At 61.8% G+C, this 17,115-nt stretch carries 16 protein-coding genes and 1 pseudogene; 11 read left to right on the forward strand and 6 right to left on the reverse strand.

Going from position 1 to position 17,115, the window contains the following annotated elements; all coding sequences use genetic code 11:
- Positions 1-377 precede the first annotated feature (377 nt).
- Positions 378-1,347: pseudogene (locus DDE77_RS16540) on the reverse strand (LLM class flavin-dependent oxidoreductase).
- Between the two features lie 245 nt (positions 1,348-1,592).
- Positions 1,593-2,063, reverse strand: coding sequence for a MarR family winged helix-turn-helix transcriptional regulator (locus DDE77_RS16545; RefSeq protein WP_108398687.1), 471 nt, complete (start codon positions 2,061-2,063; stop codon positions 1,593-1,595).
- A gap of 118 nt (positions 2,064-2,181) precedes the next feature.
- On the opposite strand from DDE77_RS16545, the gene DDE77_RS16550 reads away from it, so the two are divergent.
- Complete coding sequence (locus DDE77_RS16550; RefSeq protein ID WP_108398688.1) at positions 2,182-3,087, forward strand: alpha/beta fold hydrolase; 906 nt, start codon at positions 2,182-2,184, stop codon at positions 3,085-3,087.
- A 37-nt stretch (positions 3,088-3,124) separates the two neighbouring features.
- Here the strand turns inward: DDE77_RS16550 and DDE77_RS16555 are convergent, their stop codons facing one another.
- The 4 genes from DDE77_RS16555 to DDE77_RS16570 all read right to left on the reverse strand — a co-directional run bounded on the left by DDE77_RS16555 (position 3,125) and on the right by DDE77_RS16570 (position 4,927).
- Positions 3,125-3,367: a hypothetical protein gene (locus tag DDE77_RS16555; RefSeq protein ID WP_108398591.1), complete on the reverse strand. Its 243-nt coding sequence runs from the start codon at positions 3,365-3,367 to the stop codon at positions 3,125-3,127.
- A gap of 72 nt (positions 3,368-3,439) precedes the next feature.
- Positions 3,440-3,781 carry a fumarylacetoacetate hydrolase family protein gene (locus DDE77_RS16560; protein ID WP_108398592.1) on the reverse strand — a complete coding sequence of 114 codons (342 nt, stop codon included), beginning with the start codon at positions 3,779-3,781 and terminating at the stop codon, positions 3,440-3,442.
- 26 nt (positions 3,782-3,807) lie between these two features.
- Entirely contained in the window at positions 3,808-4,182 is a 375-nt protein-coding gene (locus tag DDE77_RS16565; RefSeq protein ID WP_157959896.1) for a hypothetical protein, read from the reverse strand.
- Between the two features lie 19 nt (positions 4,183-4,201).
- The gene (locus DDE77_RS16570; protein ID WP_210204418.1) at positions 4,202-4,927 is read right to left on the reverse strand and encodes a FadR/GntR family transcriptional regulator; all 726 of its coding nucleotides are present in this window, start codon (positions 4,925-4,927) and stop codon (positions 4,202-4,204) included.
- A gap of 155 nt (positions 4,928-5,082) precedes the next feature.
- Here DDE77_RS16570 and DDE77_RS16575 point away from each other — a divergent pair, with 155 nt between their 5' ends.
- The 10 genes from DDE77_RS16575 to DDE77_RS16620 all read left to right on the forward strand — a co-directional run bounded on the left by DDE77_RS16575 (position 5,083) and on the right by DDE77_RS16620 (position 16,992).
- Positions 5,083-6,654 carry an ABC transporter substrate-binding protein gene (locus tag DDE77_RS16575; protein ID WP_108398594.1) on the forward strand — a complete coding sequence of 524 codons (1,572 nt, stop codon included), beginning with the start codon at positions 5,083-5,085 and terminating at the stop codon, positions 6,652-6,654.
- A gap of 90 nt (positions 6,655-6,744) precedes the next feature.
- Positions 6,745-7,710, forward strand: a complete 966-nt coding sequence (locus tag DDE77_RS16580; RefSeq protein WP_108398595.1) for an ABC transporter permease — start codon at positions 6,745-6,747, stop codon at positions 7,708-7,710.
- Position 7,711: 1 nt separating this feature from the next.
- Positions 7,712-9,706, forward strand: a complete 1,995-nt coding sequence (locus DDE77_RS16585) for a dipeptide/oligopeptide/nickel ABC transporter permease/ATP-binding protein (RefSeq protein ID WP_210204419.1) — start codon at positions 7,712-7,714, stop codon at positions 9,704-9,706.
- On the forward strand, positions 9,703-10,548 hold the full coding sequence (locus tag DDE77_RS16590) for an ABC transporter ATP-binding protein (RefSeq protein WP_108398597.1): 846 nt from the start codon (positions 9,703-9,705) through the stop codon (positions 10,546-10,548). The genes DDE77_RS16585 and DDE77_RS16590 overlap by 4 nt, the downstream gene beginning before the upstream one ends.
- An 18-nt stretch (positions 10,549-10,566) precedes the next feature.
- Entirely contained in the window at positions 10,567-11,484 is a 918-nt protein-coding gene (locus DDE77_RS16595) for a dihydrodipicolinate synthase family protein (RefSeq protein ID WP_108398598.1), read from the forward strand.
- Positions 11,485-11,541: 57 nt separating this feature from the next.
- Positions 11,542-12,222 carry a putative N-acetylmannosamine-6-phosphate 2-epimerase gene (locus tag DDE77_RS16600; RefSeq protein WP_108398599.1) on the forward strand — a complete coding sequence of 227 codons (681 nt, stop codon included), beginning with the start codon at positions 11,542-11,544 and terminating at the stop codon, positions 12,220-12,222.
- Positions 12,219-13,076, forward strand: coding sequence for an ROK family protein (locus tag DDE77_RS16605; protein WP_108398600.1), 858 nt, complete (start codon positions 12,219-12,221; stop codon positions 13,074-13,076). Before DDE77_RS16600 ends, DDE77_RS16605 begins: the two co-directional genes overlap by 4 nt.
- A 27-nt stretch (positions 13,077-13,103) precedes the next feature.
- Positions 13,104-13,742 (forward strand): SGNH/GDSL hydrolase family protein, encoded by a 639-nt coding sequence (locus tag DDE77_RS16610; RefSeq protein WP_108398601.1) that lies wholly within the window; start codon positions 13,104-13,106, stop codon positions 13,740-13,742.
- Positions 13,743-13,809: 67 nt separating this feature from the next.
- Positions 13,810-14,556 carry a glucosamine-6-phosphate deaminase gene (gene nagB / locus DDE77_RS16615; protein ID WP_108398602.1) on the forward strand — a complete coding sequence of 249 codons (747 nt, stop codon included), beginning with the start codon at positions 13,810-13,812 and terminating at the stop codon, positions 14,554-14,556.
- Positions 14,557-14,694: 138 nt separating this feature from the next.
- Positions 14,695-16,992: a Tex family protein gene (locus DDE77_RS16620; RefSeq protein ID WP_108398603.1), complete on the forward strand. Its 2,298-nt coding sequence runs from the start codon at positions 14,695-14,697 to the stop codon at positions 16,990-16,992.
- The last annotated feature ends 123 nt before the right edge of the window (positions 16,993-17,115 follow it).

Genomic DNA, 17,115 nt, shown 5'->3' on the forward strand with positions numbered 1-17,115 from the left:
AGGCCGAGCAGCAAAGGCTGACCCTCAACGCATGCCGCTCGTTGGCGTCTTCGCAAGTCCGGCATGCCGCCTCTCGGCGGCAGATGACGCCGTACGGCCCTTGACACAAACCGCGATAGAGAAGCTGTCTGTCCGCTTTCCACGCCATCATTGCCATTACCATCAGGTGCGTTAACTCGGCCTATGCTCACCTGCGAGGCACAATCGTTGCCTTGGCAGTAGACGCTGCAGGTGGTACACAGCAAAAAATGCCTGTCTGCTAAGTAGCTGAAGTCGTTGCACTGGATCTGGGGATCGGCCTGTCCCTCTCTCTCTCCGCCAGTTTTCATTGATAACAAGCGTCTGGACCCGCAGGCCGGTGAGGTTGCCGGTGGGCCTTAGCTTGTTGCGTCCATGGTCAGTTCAAGGCTGCGCAGGCGCTCTTGCGGGTCATACATGTCCGAGACGATCATCAGTTCATCGGCTTGGGTGCGCTCGATGATCTGCTGCAGGCGGCGGCGGACGGTTTGCTTGCTGCCGATGACGCTGAAATCGAGCATCTGCCCGGCCTGGGCCTTTTCCATCGGTGTCCAATAGGTGTCGATATCCTCGATCGGAGGCTGCATTAGGCGGCGCTGTCCGCGGAAGATATCTGCAAAGGACATCTGCTGTGACGTGGCAAGGAAACGCGCCTCCTCGTCCGTTTCTGCCGCGATCACATTGACGCCGACCAGCGCGTAGGGTCGTGCAGCCTGTTCGGACGGCTTGAAGCGATCGCGATAGACCGCCAAGGCTTGATCAAGCGCCTGGGGCGCGAAATGGGAAGCAAAACCATAGGGCAGGCCCAGTTCGGCCGCCAGATGCGCACCGAAAAGGCTTGATCCCAAGATCCACAGCGGCACGTTGCTGCCCGAGCCCGGAACGGCTTCGATCCGCTGGTTGGGGGCGGCGGGCGCGAGAAACGCCTGCAGCTCCAGGACGTCCTGCGGGAAATTTTCGGCATTGGCCGGATCGCGCCGCAAAGCGCGCAATGTCAGCTGATCGGTGCCCGGAGCGCGTCCCAGGCCCAGATCGATGCGCCCGGGAAACAGCGTTTCCAGGGTTCCGAACTGTTCAGCGATGACATAGGGCGCGTGATTGGGCAGCATGATACCGCCGGCGCCCACGCGGATCGTGCTGGTTCCTGCGGCGATATGGGCGATCACCAGCGAGGTGGCCGCCGGCCATGTTGTGGTGCTCGGCAACCCAGATCCGGCGATATCCCAGCTTTTCGGCATGTTGGCCCAGGGCCCGCGCCTCATCAAGTGCCGTGCGCCGGTCTGCGCCTTCGCGCACACGACCCAGTTCGAGAATGGAAAGTGGGATCACCCTGAAATGCCTTGGCTAAAGGAAAACATGTCTGGGCCTCTCCGAGCTGAAGGAGACCGTCCTAGCCGCCCCAGATAGGTGTGCCATGGCACCAGTTCAATTGCGCAAGCGTTTGTGGCTGGCGAGTGCAGCGTAGTAAGCGGCTGCTGGTCGGGTCCTGCGAAGCTGATTGTGCGGAGGGCGCTTAGCGATCTGTGTAGGACATTGGCCCCTGAGCTTTTCCAATAAGCTGATGGTCATGGCGGCTACTCGTCAGCCAGCCCGGTGATACCCGAGGCATCCAAATCGATGGCGGCGTCTCCCAACAGGATCGAGAGATTGCGCTGCAGGCGATCCAGCTCTGCCGGGCCAATCTTGTGGGCCCAGTCGGCGCGCAGCTCGTCGAAAATGGCTTCGCCCTGAGCCATGGCCTCATGGCCGAGCGGGGTAACCGAGAGGAGCTTGCGCCGGGAGTCGCTCACATCGTTGAGGCGGGCCACATAGCCGCGCTCCTCAAGCACGCTGATGACCTTGGCGGCCGCTTGTTTGGAGACTGATAAGCGGCGGCCGAGTTCGGATGCGCTATCGGCGCCACCTGCAATGGCTCGCAAGGCAAATTCCTGGGCTGGGCGAAGCTCCGGATAACCCCGCCGCAGCAGCTCGCTCCCGGCGCGGTCTGCCAACTGCCGGAACCCGCCCAGAAGAAGCAATGCAAGATCGGCGCCGTTTCTGCTCATGTTCATTTGCTAGAACAAACGGCGAAAAAAGACAACCAGAGTGTCCATTGTCGTTGACATAGACAACCTGGATGTCTACTTGGTTATTAAGTCAACCAAGTTGCCTATTGAGGGAAACATGACGTCAGCAACGATTCCGGAAGTCACCCACCATCGCGCCGCGGTGAACGGCACCACCTTGCACTATGTTGCTGCCGGTGCAGAGGGCAGTCCAATTCTATTGTTACATGGCTGGCCCGAGACTTGGTGGGCCTTCCACAAGGTGATCCCTCGCCTGGCAAGATCCCACAAGGTGTTTGCTGTTGATCTTCGCGGCTTCGGCGCCTCGGACATCGCTCAGCCCAGGGACAGCAGCGCCACCATGGCCGAAGATTTTCGCGCGCTGATCGGCCATATAGGGCTCGGTCCAGTGCACTTGGTGGCGCAGGACTTTTCAGGCCCATTGGCTTTTCGGCTTGCCAGCACCTATCCGCAAGACGTTCAAAGCTTCATCGCCATTGAAACCGGGCTTCCTGGCTTTGGTCTTGAGATCCTCGCTAACCCAGCAATAGCCTGGTATTGGGGAACGCTTGCAAAGCTGGGGGCAGCGGAGTGCTTCTTCAAGGAACGTGAAACGGCGCTGCTGAGCGCGTTTATCTTCGCAAGCTTGACTGCCATTGAAGCAGGTGACATCGCCGAATTCGGCCGCGGGTATGCGCGTGCCGGCGGATGGAATGGTGCACAGGTAATCTATGCCAGCAATCTGGATGAGGTGGAGGACTACAAGGCCATGGTTGCGGCCAAGCCACTGGCCATGCCCGTGCTAGCCATTGACCAGGCCGGTTCAGATTTCACCGCCCGATCCTTCGGGGCGGCGATTGCCGGCGAGCTGAAGACGCACAGCATTCCAGGCACTGGCCACTACATCGCCATGGAAGCTCCAATAGCGCTTGCCGCCGCAATCATGGACTTCATCGGCGAGGTCGATCGTGGCAATGCAGAAGACGTGGATCGGCCCCCTGAGTTCAACAGGCCGAGTGGTTGACCGCTAGGGTCCCAGTGCGCTCCGAGTGGCCTCGCCACTACGAAATCAGCACTGCGGTAAGCCAGATCAGGAACAGTACTGCAGTAACCACAACCAAAATGGCGCCCAGTCTCGAGCGGGCGAAAAGAAACGATGCCACATTACCGATCATGGCTAAAAAGATAGCTGGTCCAGCGAAAAGAAGTACCACTGCTCGCGCCAAAGATGGCTCCAGCGATGGCTGCAGATAAAACCAGAGCGGCACCGCCAGGCACAGCGCGTTCCAGCCAAGCAGCGGCAAAAGCGATTTCCGCCACCTCCTTGAGTGAGCGCTCGACACTCCCGAATTATTGGCGATTTTTCGCAGGGCTGGTTACTCGAAGCGGGCTGATACCGGCTCGAAACCCTCGGCTTCGACCAGGACGGTCTTGCCGTTCAGCGGCAGGGCGCCGATGCGGGCGCCTGTGATGATTACGTCGCCCTGCTTGAGGGGCAGGCTTCGTGCGGAAGCGTGGTTGGCGAGCCAGGCGAGGGAGCGCAGGACGGCTTGTGTTGCTGCGCCTGCCGCAGCGCGGCCAATCTCGGCTCCGTCCACGGACATGGTCATTGCCTGGTGGGAAAGATCGGGCAAGTCGCGCGATGGGTGGGCCGGCCCGAGGATCACCGCTGCATTGCTTTGCAGGTCGGCGATGCCCGCCAGGGGCGGAGCTTTGATGGGTCGGTGAAGCGGGAGGACAAAACCTAGATGGCAAGATGGGTGCTGCCGATCGCTTCGGCCAAATCCTGCGTGGTGTAAGCCTCCCTACGCTGAGGAAAGCCGCGATCGAGCTTGACCGCCACTTCAGCCTCGATGGCGGTTCTGGGAAATCGCGATGCTTCGAGCACGGCTTTGCCGGGGAAGATGGTGCCCTCGAGGATGGGTGCCGCGAAGGGTTCGCCGTTCTCGGGATAGGGTTGGACCTTCCAGGCACCCACGCGGCCAAGCGCGCGCACTGTTTCGGTCTGCACCTGGTAGGCGGTCCCGGCATTGGCGGGCACGAGTTCGGGGGGCAGCGTGTCGATCTGTATGCGGTGAGCCCGCTGGGCCACCAGCATGTCGGTCAATGGGAGTGTCACGAGGGGTCCTTTATAGAATTTACGGGCGGGACTTCACGCGCAGCATGCGCAGCAAAGGCTCGTAGTGGTCGACAACGGCACGCCGGTATGCTTCGGCGTCGCCCTGCTGGGCGGAACGATAAAGATCGCCATGCGCCTTGGCGGTCTGGCGCAAATCCGAGGGCAGGGCCAGGTCGAGCTTGGGCAGGACGGCGGTGTGGATATCCCAGAAGGCGGTGACCAGCTGCACCGCGAGCTGGTTGCCCACGGGAAGCAGCAGCTCGTTGTGAAACTGCCGGTCTTCGATCAGGAAAGGCCGTTCCGCCTCAGCATGAGCAAGCATGCGGTCAACCAGGTCGAGCAGCGTTGGATTGTTCTTGCCCTTGTGAACGCTTACCACGCGATCGCTTAGGGCCATGTCGAGCGCGCAGCGCATATCCACCACTTCGCGCAGGGCCGCAAGGTCGTCCCCTGGCGACAGGACGCCGCGAAAAACCAGGGTTTCCACCAGGGGCGCAAGGCTCATCTGGCCAACCACCGTGCCATGGCCGTGGCGTACCTCGACAATATCGAGAGTGGCCAGCCGGCGGATCGCCTCACGCACCGAGGAGCGGGAAACCCCCAGCTCCTGGCAAAGCTCGGTTTCGGTCGGAATCGGATCGCCGGCACGCAAGCCGGAGGTGAGGATCAAGCGCTTGATCTGCTCGGCCGTGGTGCTTCGGCGCATCCTCAACTCGCTGTTTGGCACCTCTACCAGATCGTTCATTCGTCCACTCAGTTCTTGTGCGCCGATCACCGGGAGCTGCGGGTTATGGAGATCGCCAGATACGATTCAATCGAGATTACTCGATACATGGCTTGCGGGCTCGCGCACAATTGTCTAGATGACATCTGACGTCTGATGTCAATGGAGGAGTTTTCATGCGTTACCATCCCAAGGGGATATCCCGCCGTGCGCTGGTGCTGGCTGCCGGCGTTTTCGCCTCGCTCTCGATGCTGGGTTCTGCCGCCATGGCGCAGCCTGTGCTGGACAATATCGATCTCGATGCGACCATCCAGGCGGGCATCGCCTATGGCCTGTCCGGCACGTTTGATCCCATGAGCGCCTCGGGCGCCGTCACGGTAGCCGCCAATTGGCACACGATGGAAGGCCTGGTTGACCTTGATCCCGTCACCCGCGAGCCCTATGCCGCGCTGGCCGCCGAAATGCCGACCAGTGCAGACGGCCTTGAATACATCATCAAGCTGCGTGAGGGCGCAGTGTTTCACGACGGCACGCCGGTGACGGCGGACGATGTGGTATTTTCGGCCGAGCGCGTGCTGGATCCTGCATCCAATTCGCTGTTCCGCTCCTTTGTGTCGTTTATCGACAAGGTGGAAGCCGTTGACGAAACAACGGTGAAGTTCACCAACAAATATCCGTTCTCGCTGTTCAACGAGCGGATCGGCTCGATCAAGATCGTGCCGCGCGCCGCGGTGGAAGCCGATCCCGCAGCCTTCGGCAATCTGCCGATCGGCACGGGGCCCTATCGCCTTGTTTCCGCTGTTCCCGAAGCGCAGATCGTTTTCGAGCGCAATGACGATTATACTGGCCCGCGCCCGGCGCTGGCCAAGGAGATCGTCTGGGATTTGATTGCCGACCCGACCGCTCGCGTCAACGCGCTCAGCTCTGGCACAGTGATGGCGATCGAAGACGTTCCCTATATCGACATCGACCAGGTCTCGGCCGTGGCTACGGTGGAAAAGGCGCAGTCCTTCGGCCTGCTGTTTGCCATGTTCAACACCTCAGCGCCGCCGTTCGATGACGTCCGTGTCCGCCAAGCCTTCCTTTATGCTCTGGACATGGACAAAATCATCGGCACCGGCATGCTCGACAATGCCAGCGCCGCCAAGTCCTTCCTGCCCGAAACGCATCCGAACTTCCACGAAGCATCGACCGTTTATTCCCATGATCCGGACAAGGCCCGTGCCCTGCTCGAAGAGGCCGGCGTTCCCCAGCTCGATATCACGCTGCTCAGCACCGACCATGGCTGGGTCAAGGACGTTGCGCCGATCGTCAAGGAATCGCTTGATGCCGTTGGCTTCAACGTCACTTTGGATATCGGCCAGTCCGGCGGGCAATATGTCAAGGTCGACGCCAACGAAATGCAGGCCATGATCGCCCCCGGCGACCCTTCCGTGTTTGGCAATGATGCTGACCTGCTCATGCAGTGGTGGTTCGGCGACAATATCTGGCCAACCGACCGCTATCGTTGGGCCGAGAGCGCCGAATACGCCGAGTTGACCCAGATCCTCGACGAGGCCGTGCGTCTTTCCGGAGACGAGCAGCAGGCCAAGTGGAATGAGGCGTTTGACCTGATCTCCGAACAGGTTCCGCTTTATCCGTTGCTGCATCGGCAGTTGCCGACCGCCTGGAGCGAGGAGGAGCTCGAGAACTTCCGCCCCGTTCCCACCACCGGCCTCTCCTTCCTCGACGTCGGCGTCAAGAAGTAGGCCGCGGCCTTTCTGCAGGCCTAACATTGTGGGTCCCGGCTTTCCGGGGCCCCTTCACAACCCCGTCCATGCAAAGCGAGCCGACTGGCCATGCTGAACGTGCTCAACCTGATCTGGCGCCGCCTGCTGCAACTGCCGATCATGATCCTCGGGATTACATTTCTCGTCTTTTTCATCATGTCCTTTTCCAAGGTCGATCCGGCGCTGACCGCCCTGGGCGAAGGCGCATCGATCGAGGCGCGGCAGCAATATCGGGCCGAGCATGGGCTCGATGAGCCATTGCTCACCCGCTATTTCCACTTCCTGGGCGGGCTGATCCGGCTAGATTTGGGCACCTATTCGGCGCGCGAACTGCCGGTGATCGACGAAGTGGCGAAAGCCTTTCCGATCACGCTGCAACTGACCTTTCTGGGTCTGGTGATCGCCATCACCTTCTCGCTGCTGCTGGGCGTGCTCGCCGCCATCTATCGCGATCGGTGGCCGGACCAGGTGATCCGCCTCGTCTCCATCGCCTCGCTCTCCACACCTTCGTTTTGGCTGGCGGTGCTCCTGATCCAGCTGCTGGGGCAGAAGGTGGGCATATTTTCATTGCTCCCAACGGCTGGGCGGCTGCCGTCCATGACGGACAATTTCGGTGGCTGGTTCCTGCGCATGCTGTTGCCGGCCGTGGCTCTGGCCATTCCCGTGATCGGGCAATTGTCCCGCGTGGTGCGGACCGCCGTGGTCGAGGAGCTGGACAAGGATTATGTCCGCACGGCGCTTGGCGCCGGCATTCCCCGCCATGTGGTTGTGGGCCGCAATGTGCTGCGCAATGCGCTGATCACCCCCATCACCGTGCTGGGGCTGCGCGTGGGTTACCTTCTGGGCGGCGCCGTTATTATCGAGATCATCTTCAACATCAATGGGATGGGCATGCTGATCATGAACGGCGTCAGCAACAATGAACCCAATCTCATCCAGGGCGTGACGCTGACCGTGGCGCTGGCCTTCATGGTGATCAATGTCATCGTCGACCTGCTCTACGTGCTGGTCAATCCACGCATCAGGACGGTGTGACGTGATCAGAAACGAACTTACCCAAAAGCTCTCCATTCCCGGGCTGCGCCTGTCGGGGCTGCGTCATTTGTCGGCGCCCTCCAAAGTCGCGCTGTGTGTTCTGGCCTTGGTGTGCCTCCTGGCGCTGCTGGCGCCCTTGATTGCGCCCTATGATCCGCTTGCGACCGGTTTGACGCGTGGACCTGTTGCCCCTGATGCGGCGCACTGGTTTGGCACCGACCGGCAGGGCCGGGACATTTTCTCGCGCCTTGTGCATGGCGCTGGTTCCTCGCTGATTATCGGTCTGGCTGCCACGGGCGTCGCGCTGATTGCCGCTTCCATCCTGGGGGCGATCGCAGCGACTTCAGGTCGCTGGGTGTCCGAAATTTTGATGCGTGTGTTGGACATGGTGATGTCCTTTCCCGGCATTGCGCTGGCAGTTGTTTTCGTCACCGTGTTCGGCCAGTCCCTGCCGGCATTGGTGCTGACCATTGCCTTTCTCTACACACCGCAGCTGACCCGCGTCATTCGCGCCAACATCATTGGGCAGTATGGGGAAGACTATGTCGCCGCTGTGCGGGTTATGGGTGCCTCGACGCCCCATATCCTGCTGCGCCATGTTGCGCGCAATTGCCTTGCGCCGGTTCTGGTGTTTGGCACCATTCTTGTTGCCGACGCCATCGTGTTCGAGGCTTCGCTGTCCTTTATCCAGGCCGGCGTTCCCGATCCCGCGCCCTCATGGGGCAATGTCATGGCCGCGGGGCGGCAATTGGTGATGTCGGGCGCATGGTGGCCAACGCTGTTTGCGGGCATTTTGATCACGGTCACGGTTCTGGCGCTTAATGTGCTGGCCGAGGGCATGACCGACGCCATGGCCGCGCCGCGGGCCTGGGCCCATGTGGATGCCAGCGCCGTTGAGGCTGCGATCGATCAGCTCTCGACGCCGCAAACCCAAGCTAAGTCTGCCGAGCCGGTTGTGTCGCTCGATGAGCGCCTAGCCGAGCTTCGCCGGGTGGAGTTGGCGCGGACTGATCGGCTGGTTGCCGACACGAGCAAGCCGCCCCTACTTGAAGTGCGCAATCTCAGCATTGGGTTCCCGCGCCATGGGGACGTTAATGTCGTCGATGATATCTCCTTCAGCGTGCGGCCGGGTGAAACCGTGGCGCTGGTGGGGGAATCGGGATGCGGCAAGTCGATCACCTCGCTTGCAATTATGGGTCTGCTTGACCCACGTGCAAAGATTGGCGGGGAAATCCTGTTCGAGGGCAATAACCTGCTCACCATGAGCGAGCGGGAGCGCAGCTCGCTGCGCGGCAAGGGCATTGCCATGATCTACCAGGATGCGCTTTCCTCGCTTAATCCGGCCATGCTGATCCGCTCGCAAATGGCGCAGCTGACCTCGCGCGGTGGTACGCGAACGGCTGAGGATCTGCTGGAAATGGTGGGGCTCGATCCTGCTCGCACGCTCAACGCCTATCCCCATGAACTTTCGGGCGGCCAGCGCCAGCGCGTGCTGATTGCCATGGCGCTCACCCGAAATCCGCGCCTCGTTATCGCCGACGAGCCGACTACAGCGCTGGACGTAACGGTGCAAAAGCAGGTGGTGGAATTGCTCAATAGTCTGCGCGAGGAGTTGGGCTTTGCTATGCTGTTCGTGTCGCACGATCTGGCGCTCGTGGCCGAAATCTCTCACCGGATTGCCGTCATGTATGCCGGGCAGATGGTGGAGCAGGGGCGCACTTCGGAAATCCTCACCCAGCCTGTGCATGAATATACGCGCGGGCTGCTGGGTGCGGTGCTTAGCATCGAGGCGAGTGCTGCACGCCTCCATCAGGTCCGCGGCACCGTGCCTTCGCCGCGTGAATTCCCAAGGGGTGACCGCTTTGCGCCCCGCTCGTCGGATCCGTCACGCAATGGCGGGGTCACTCCGGTGTTCCGGCAAATTCCGGGGACCGAGCATTTCTATGCCGCCCATCCCGATGATCCGGTGGTCCAACCCATCAAGGAGCACTCATGAACATGATGTCCAATCTTGCCCAGGCTGCGGCTCCCGTTATCGAATTGCGCAAGGTTTCGGTCGATTTCCGCATCCGTGCGGCGGGTATCAAACCGATCCTGCTGCATGCCCTGCAGGACGTTTCACTTGCCGTTTATGCCGGGCGGACGCTTGGTGTTGTGGGCGAATCCGGCTCGGGCAAGTCCACCGCCGCCAAGGTGCTGATTGGCCTGCAGGAGCCGACCGCAGGTCAAATCTGGTTTGGCGGGGAAGAGGTCCGTCGGTTCGACCCGGCAACGCGTCGCCGTATCGGACGGGTCGTATCGGTTGTTTTCCAGGACCCCGCCACAGCACTCAATGCCCGCATGATGGTGCGAGAGGCGCTCCTTGATCCGCTGCGCGTGCACAAGATCGGCGATGAAACGAGCCGCCGCAAAAGGGTCGCCGAGTTAGTCAGCCTCGTAGGGCTGCCCCGCTCGGTGCTCGACGCCATTCCGGCCCAGCTTTCGGGTGGTCAGCGCCAGCGTGTCGCCATTGCACGTGCCCTGGCGCTCGATCCCAAGGTTATCGTGGCCGATGAGCCCACTTCGGCGCTCGATGTGTCGGTGCGCGCGCAGATCCTCAATCTACTGCAGGACCTCAAGAGCGAGCTCAATCTGGGCATGGTCTTTATCTCCCATGACATCCAGACCGTGCGCCATATCTCGGACGATATTGCGGTGATGCACCGCGGCAAGGTCATTGAATTCGGCCCCGGCGCAAAGGTCCTCGACAGCCCCAGCCAGGATTATACCCGCACCCTTCTTGCAGCCGCGCCCAGTCTCCTGCGGGCCGGGGCCGCCCCATCCCTTCCCATCCCCTGAGTTCGGAACCAAGAACACATGTCTTTTCACGGAATCATTCCGCCCGTCATTACGCCGATCAACGAGGACGGCAGCGTCAACTTCGACGATCTCGCCAGCGTTGTTGAATATCTGATCACCTCGGGCGTTCATGGCATCTTTGCCCTGGGCTCCACAGGCCAGGTTGCCTATCTTTCGGAAGAAACCCGCATTGCCGTGGTCAAGGCCATCAGCACCACGGCCGCTGGCCGCGTGCCGGTGATCGCAGGCGCCATGGAAGTCAGTGCCCCCGGTGTTGTGCGCACTGCTCGGGCCATGATCGAAGCGGGTGCCGACGCCATTGTCACGACGGCGCCGCTCTACACCATCAATGATGAAGCCGAGATCGCTGAGCATTTCCGCATGATCCGCGCCGGCATCGATGCGCCGCTGTTTGCCTATGACATTCCGGTGCGCGCGCACAAAAAGCTCTCGCCAAAGCTGCTGGTGCAGCTGGGCCGGGAGGGCGTCATTGTTGGTGTCAAGGATTCCTCGGGCGACGATGTCGGCTTCCGCCGCCTGATCGCGATGAACCGCGAGGCCTGCTATCCGCTGGCGCTGTTCACCGGGCATGAAGTGGTGGTCGATGCCATGGCCATGATCGGGGCCGATGGCGCTGTGCCGGGCCTGGCCAATGTGGATGCCGCCGCCTATGTGCGCCTTTGGAACGCCGCCAAAGCCGGTGACATGAAAACAGCGATGGAGGAGCAGGAATATCTCAACCGGCTGTTCGAGATCGTTTTTGTTGCCACGGGCCGATCGGGCGATGCCGCGGGCGTGGGCGCATTCAAGGCGGCCATGGGGGTCAAGGGGCTTTTAAGCTCGGCTTCGCTCACTGCGCCGCTCAAGCCGCTGGACGCAGCCACTTTGGAAGCCATTGGCAAGATTGTGCGGGAAGCAGCGCCCAAGGCGGCTTGATCTCCCAAACTGGCGGCGGGTACGCCCGTCGCCAAATTTTTCCCGAAAGGACCGGAAATGGTTGCTGTTCTTGATCGCCTCAGAGGCGGGCTTGTTGCTTCGTGCCAGCCGGTCGACAATGGGCCGATGGACGATCCGGCGATTGTCGCTGCCATGGCGCGGGCTGCGGTAGCGGGCGGTGCCATGGGCGTGCGCATCGAGGGCGTGCAAAACTTGCGGGCTGTTCGCCCGGTGGTGGACGTGCCCATTATCGGCATTGTCAAATCAGACCTTCCTGACAGCCCCGTGCGCATCACGGTTTCTGTTGCGGATGCCCTGGCCCTGGCAGATGCCGGCGCCGACATCATCGCCTATGACGCTACCAGCCGGCCGCGCACGGATCGGCGAGAGGATGTGCTTCGCGCCATTCTGAATGCTGGGTGCCTTGCCATGGCGGATAGCTCGACCCTCGAAGATGGTCGCACGGCCCTGGGAGAGGGCGCGGCTATCTTGGGCACGACTTTGTCTGGCTATACGGATGAGACAGAGGGGCTGAACGATGGTCCCGATCTTGAGCTGATCGCGGCGTTCAAGCGCCTGGGGGCGGGCTTTGTGATGGCCGAGGGCCGGATCAACACGCCCGAGCTTGCCGCGCGTGCCATGGCCTCCGGTGCCGATGCCGTGACGGTTGGCAGCGCCCTGACGCGGCTCGAGCACGTGACGGGCTGGTTCGCCGAAGCCGTACGGAGCGCCCGATGAGCGTTTCGGGCTATGCCGTTGATCTGGGGGGCACCAAGATCGCCGTTGCGCGCATCGCAGATGGAGCGGTGCAGGCTCGGGCGCAGGGCGCCACCAGCGGCGGTGCTGATCTGGGCGGGCAAATGCAGGCAATGGCCGCTCTCCTCCAGGAGGTCGGCTACCAAGCGGGTGAACCGCTCGGGGTGGCTGTGGCCGGGCGGATCGACCGGGAGGGCTGCTGGCATGCTGTCAACACTGCGACGCTGAGCGCGATCAAGGCCGCGCCGCTCGGCGCCATGTTGCGCGAGCGTTTTGGCGCCAGGGTGTCGGCGATCAACGATGCGGCCGCCGCTGGCCTGGCCGAGAGCCGTTTCGGCGCGGGGCAGGGCGCGTATAATTTCGCCTATCTCACCGTATCCACCGGTGTTGGTGGCGGGCTGGTGCTGGCGGGCAAGCTGGTTGACAGCAATAACGGCCTTGCCGGGCATGTCGGTTTTAGCTCTTCCCCGCTAAGCGGTGAGCCTTGTGGCTCGGGTCGTTTGGGAACAGTGGAGAGCGTCGCTGGCGGGCGCGCCATTGCTGCGGCAGCGGGGCTGGCCGATGCCAAGGCTGTGTTTGCTCGCGAGCCCTATGATCCGATCATCGGGCGTTCGGCTCAGGCCGTGGCCCGGCTCATTGCCGATTTGACGGTGATCCTTGGGCTGGATGCCGTGGCCATCGGCGGCAGCATCGGGCTAGCACCCGGCTATTTGCCGCAGGTGGTAACGCATTTGGAAGGGGAGCCGGCGCTGTTTCGCCCGCGCGTCACGCCGGCGCAATTGGGTAGTGACAGCGGCCTTATCGGCGCGCTGCTCCATTGCCAGGAAAACGCCTGACGATCATTCTCGCACGGGACGCAATGCATGAAGACGATATTGGCTTTCGGCGACAGCCTGACCTGGGGAGCCGATGCACAAACAGGCGGCCGGCATGCCTTCGAGGATCGTTGGCCCAGTGTTCTGGAACAGCAATTGGGCGGAAAGGCGCGCGTGATTGCCGAGGGTCTGAGTGGTCGCACCACATCCTTTGATGATCACGCTAGCCTTGCCGATCTGAACGCCGTCCGGGCCCTGCCCATGCTCCTGGCCACCCATACGCCGCTTAACCTCGTGATCATCATGCTGGGCACCAATGATCTAAAGGCCCATATCTGTGGCACGGCGCTCGGTGCCGCCTTGGGCATGCGCCGGCTGGCCCAAATCATCCTGCACTATCCTTTTGGGCCGAACGAGCCGCAACCGAAGATCATGCTTGTTGCACCCCCTTTTATCAGCCAGCCCGCGCAGTCCCTGGCTCTGGACCATTTCGCAGGTGCCGGACCAGAATCGCGCAAGCTGGCGTCACTATACCGCGAGATCGCGGCGATTGAGACTTGCCGATTTTGGGATGCAGGCAGCGTTGCAAGGACGAGCCCGGTGGACGGGGTTCACCTTGATGCGGCGAACACGCGCGCGATTGGCATCGGCCTGGTTGATAAGGTCAGAACAATGCTGGAAATCTGACGGTTTGGCGCCCATGAACGGGCTCTAGTCGATATCCCCTTTTCCCTTTTTTGAAGTAGCGAACCTAATGGACGTTATCGTGAAAGCCTCGGCAGAGGCTGTCGCCGATTTTGTGCACGAACAGCTCTTGGAGCACATAAAGCTATCGCCTGCCTCGGTACTCGGACTTCCCACGGGTGGTACGCCCGAGCCAATCTATGCGCGGCTGGTCGAGAGCTACAGATCGGGCCTGGTGTCGTGGAAGGACATCACCACGTTCAATTTGGACGAGTATATCGGCCTGGGTGCCGACCACCCAGGCTCCTACGCCACCTATATGCGGGAGCGCTTGTTCGACCATGTCGATGGACCGGCTGAACACCATCATATCCCCAATGGCCTTGCCGGAGATCCCGCCGGGGAGGCCGCCGAGTATGAGGGCAAGATCGCTGCGGCCGGCGGTATTGATTTGATGCTGCTTGGGCTTGGTCAGAATGGCCATATCGGCTTCAACGAGCCCGGCTCGAGCTTTCAGTCCAGAACCAGAGCCGTGGACCTCACGCCATCAACCATCGCCGCGAACCAGCGCTTTTTTGGAGCGGGGGAGTTGCCGCCGCGGAAGGCGATATCAATGGGTATTGGAACAATCCTTGAGGCGCGCCGGATCATTGTTGTTGCCACGGGTGAGGTAAAGGCCGTGGCCGTCAGGCGCATGCTCGGGGAGCAGAAGACACCGGATTTGCCGGCATCGGCATTGCAGGACGGGCGTAATGTCATGGTTGTACTGGATGCGCTGGCGGCCAGTGAATATCGCGGAGCTCCCTTCGTTCCGTAGCGTTCATGCGTTGCCCGGCACGCTGTGCAGGTGAGGCGGGAGATCAATTGCCCGAGATGAATGTGGAGGATTTCGACGGGGCAATTGCGTAGCGGACCGAGCCGTATATGGTCGCGCCAGCCGAACCAAGAGTAGATCATGTCCCAGCTCGACACCCGCATTGCCGCTCAGATCGCCACTGAAATCACTGCCCGCCCCAAGCAGGTGCGCGCAGCCGTGGAACTGCTGGATGGCGGAGCGACGGTTCCGTTCGTAGCGCGCTACCGCAAGGAGGTGACTGGGGGGCTCGACGATACGCAATTGCGCTTGCTGGCCGAACGGCTGACCTATTTGCGGGAGCTGGAATCGCGCCGCGCGGCGATCCTTAAATCCATTGAAGAGCAGGGCAAGCTCACCAGCGCGCTCTCTGCCTCCATCACGGGAGCCGCCACCAAGGCCGAGCTTGAAGACCTTTATCTGCCCTTTAAACCCAAGCGCCGCACCAAGGCGGAAATCGCTCGCGAACGCGGCCTGGGTCCGCTGGCCGAAGCAATCCTGGCCGATCGTAGTGCCGATCCCGTGACATTGGCGCAAGCCTATCTTTCCCCAGACGTCCTGGGCACCAAGGAAGCGCTTGAAGGTGCACGCGACATCGTGGTCGAGGGGCTTTCCGAGAATGCAGCCCTGCTTGGCCAGCTTCGCGATTACATGCGCGACAAGGCCATGCTCAGCGCCAAGGTGGTCAAGGGCAAGGAAGAGGCCGGGGCGAAGTTTTTGGACTATTTCGCCCATTCGGAACGCTTAAGCAAAGTGGCCGGCCATCGTGCCCTGGCCATGATGCGGGGGCGCGACGAGGGGTTCCTTTCCCTTGATATCGAAGTGGATGCAGATGTTACCGACCCCATCAAGCCGGTTGAGCGTCTCGTTGTCGGGGCGCTCAAGGCGCAGGGAAATGGCGCGGGCGATCGTTGGCTGCGGGAGGTCGCAGGCTGGGCCTGGCGCACACGCCTGCGGGTGACCCTGGCCATCGACCTGATGGTGGAGCTGCTCGAGCGCGCGGAAAGCGAGGCAATCGGGGTTTTCGCCCGCAATCTGAAGGATCTCTTGCTGGCTGCCCCGGCTGGGGCGCGCAAGACGATGGGCATCGATCCGGGCATTCGCACCGGCTGCAAGATCGCGGTGATCGATACAACCGGGAAGGTGCTCGATACCGACACCATCTACCCGTTCCAGCCGCGCAACGATGTAAGCGGTGCGCAGGCGACCATTCGTGGCTTGATCAAGAAGCATGGCGTGGAACTGATCGCCATCGGCAATGGCACCGGCAGTCGGGAGACCGAGAAACTGGTGGCCGATCTCATAGAGCTTGTGCCCGCGCCCAAGCCGACCAAGGTTATCGTGTCCGAAGCCGGGGCTTCGGTTTATTCCGCGTCGGCGCTAGCTGCTTCCGAATTTCCCGAACTCGATGTGTCCCTCCGTGGCGCCGTGTCGATCGCCCGGCGCTTGCAGGATCCGCTCGCCGAACTGGTCAAGATCGAGCCAAAGGCGATCGGAGTGGGGCAATATCAGCACGATGTGGATCAGTATCGTCTTAGCCGCTCGCTGGACGCTGTGGTGGAAGACGCCGTGAACGCAGTGGGGGTCGATCTCAACACCGCCTCCGCGCCGCTGCTGGCCCGGGTCTCGGGCCTGGGGCCCTCCGTTGCCGAAGCGATCATCGTGCACCGCAACGCCAATGGCCCATTCCGCTCGCGGAAAGACTTGCTTCAGGTGCCGCGGCTGGGCCAGCGCACCTTTGAGCAAAGCGCCGGATTCCTGCGCATCACCGATGGCATCGAGCCGCTCGATGCATCCTCGGTGCACCCCGAAGCCTATGGGGTGGCGCGCAAGATCGTTGCTGCCTGCGGGCGGGACCTCCGGACCATCATGGGCGACAAGTCGGCCCTGTCGGGACTTGACCCCAGGAGCTTCGTTGATGACCGTTTTGGCTTGCCCACGGTGCGCGACATTCTGGCCGAACTGGAAAAGCCCGGCCGCGACCCGCGCCCGGCCTTCAAGACAGCCACGTTTGCCGAAGGGGTGGACGACATCAAGCACCTCAAGCCCGGGATGATGCTGGAAGGCACCGTGACCAATGTGGCTGCCTTTGGTGCTTTTGTTGATATCGGCGTGCATCAGGATGGGTTGGTGCACGTGTCCCAATTGGCCGATAAATTCGTCAAGGACCCGCACGAAGTCGTAAAGGCCGGAGACGTGGTCAAGGTGCGGGTGGTGGAAGTGGACGTCCCGCGCATGCGCATCGGGCTCTCCATGCGCAAGGACATCGACGCCTCCGCCCCGCGTGAACGCCCTCGCGATCAGCCCTCCCACGCCAAGCAGCGGCCAGTTCAGCAAGCCCCTCGAAGCACCGGCTCCCTGGGTGACAGGCTGGCTGAGGCGATGCGCAGAACCAAATAGCGTGCTGAGCGCCATTGCGATCCGATTAGGCTGAGACAGCAAACAGTGGGAAAGGGGACCTTGCGCCCCGATCGATGGCCTTGTCATGCCTCAAGTGTGGATGCGCAGGTATGATTGGCGAGG

The organism is Devosia submarina (assembly GCF_003056345.1).
Classification (GTDB): domain Bacteria; phylum Pseudomonadota; class Alphaproteobacteria; order Rhizobiales; family Devosiaceae; genus Devosia; species Devosia submarina.

Excerpts from the sequence above, each read along its gene's own strand:
- DDE77_RS16545 (WP_108398687.1), bottom strand. The coding sequence starts at position 2,063 with ATGAGCAGAAACGGCGCCGATCTTGCATTGCTTCTTCTGGGCGGGTTC.
- DDE77_RS16550 (WP_108398688.1), top strand. The coding sequence starts at position 2,182 with ATGACGTCAGCAACGATTCCGGAAGTCACCCACCATCGCGCCGCGGTG.
- DDE77_RS16570 (WP_210204418.1), bottom strand. The coding sequence starts at position 4,927 with ATGAACGATCTGGTAGAGGTGCCAAACAGCGAGTTGAGGATGCGCCGA.
- DDE77_RS16575 (WP_108398594.1), top strand. The coding sequence starts at position 5,083 with ATGCGTTACCATCCCAAGGGGATATCCCGCCGTGCGCTGGTGCTGGCT.
- DDE77_RS16580 (WP_108398595.1), top strand. The coding sequence starts at position 6,745 with ATGCTGAACGTGCTCAACCTGATCTGGCGCCGCCTGCTGCAACTGCCG.
- DDE77_RS16590 (WP_108398597.1), top strand. The coding sequence starts at position 9,703 with ATGAACATGATGTCCAATCTTGCCCAGGCTGCGGCTCCCGTTATCGAA.
- DDE77_RS16595 (WP_108398598.1), top strand. The coding sequence starts at position 10,567 with ATGTCTTTTCACGGAATCATTCCGCCCGTCATTACGCCGATCAACGAG.
- DDE77_RS16600 (WP_108398599.1), top strand. The coding sequence starts at position 11,542 with ATGGTTGCTGTTCTTGATCGCCTCAGAGGCGGGCTTGTTGCTTCGTGC.
- DDE77_RS16605 (WP_108398600.1), top strand. The coding sequence starts at position 12,219 with ATGAGCGTTTCGGGCTATGCCGTTGATCTGGGGGGCACCAAGATCGCC.
- DDE77_RS16610 (WP_108398601.1), top strand. The coding sequence starts at position 13,104 with ATGAAGACGATATTGGCTTTCGGCGACAGCCTGACCTGGGGAGCCGAT.
- nagB (WP_108398602.1), top strand. The coding sequence starts at position 13,810 with ATGGACGTTATCGTGAAAGCCTCGGCAGAGGCTGTCGCCGATTTTGTG.
- DDE77_RS16620 (WP_108398603.1), top strand. The coding sequence starts at position 14,695 with ATGTCCCAGCTCGACACCCGCATTGCCGCTCAGATCGCCACTGAAATC.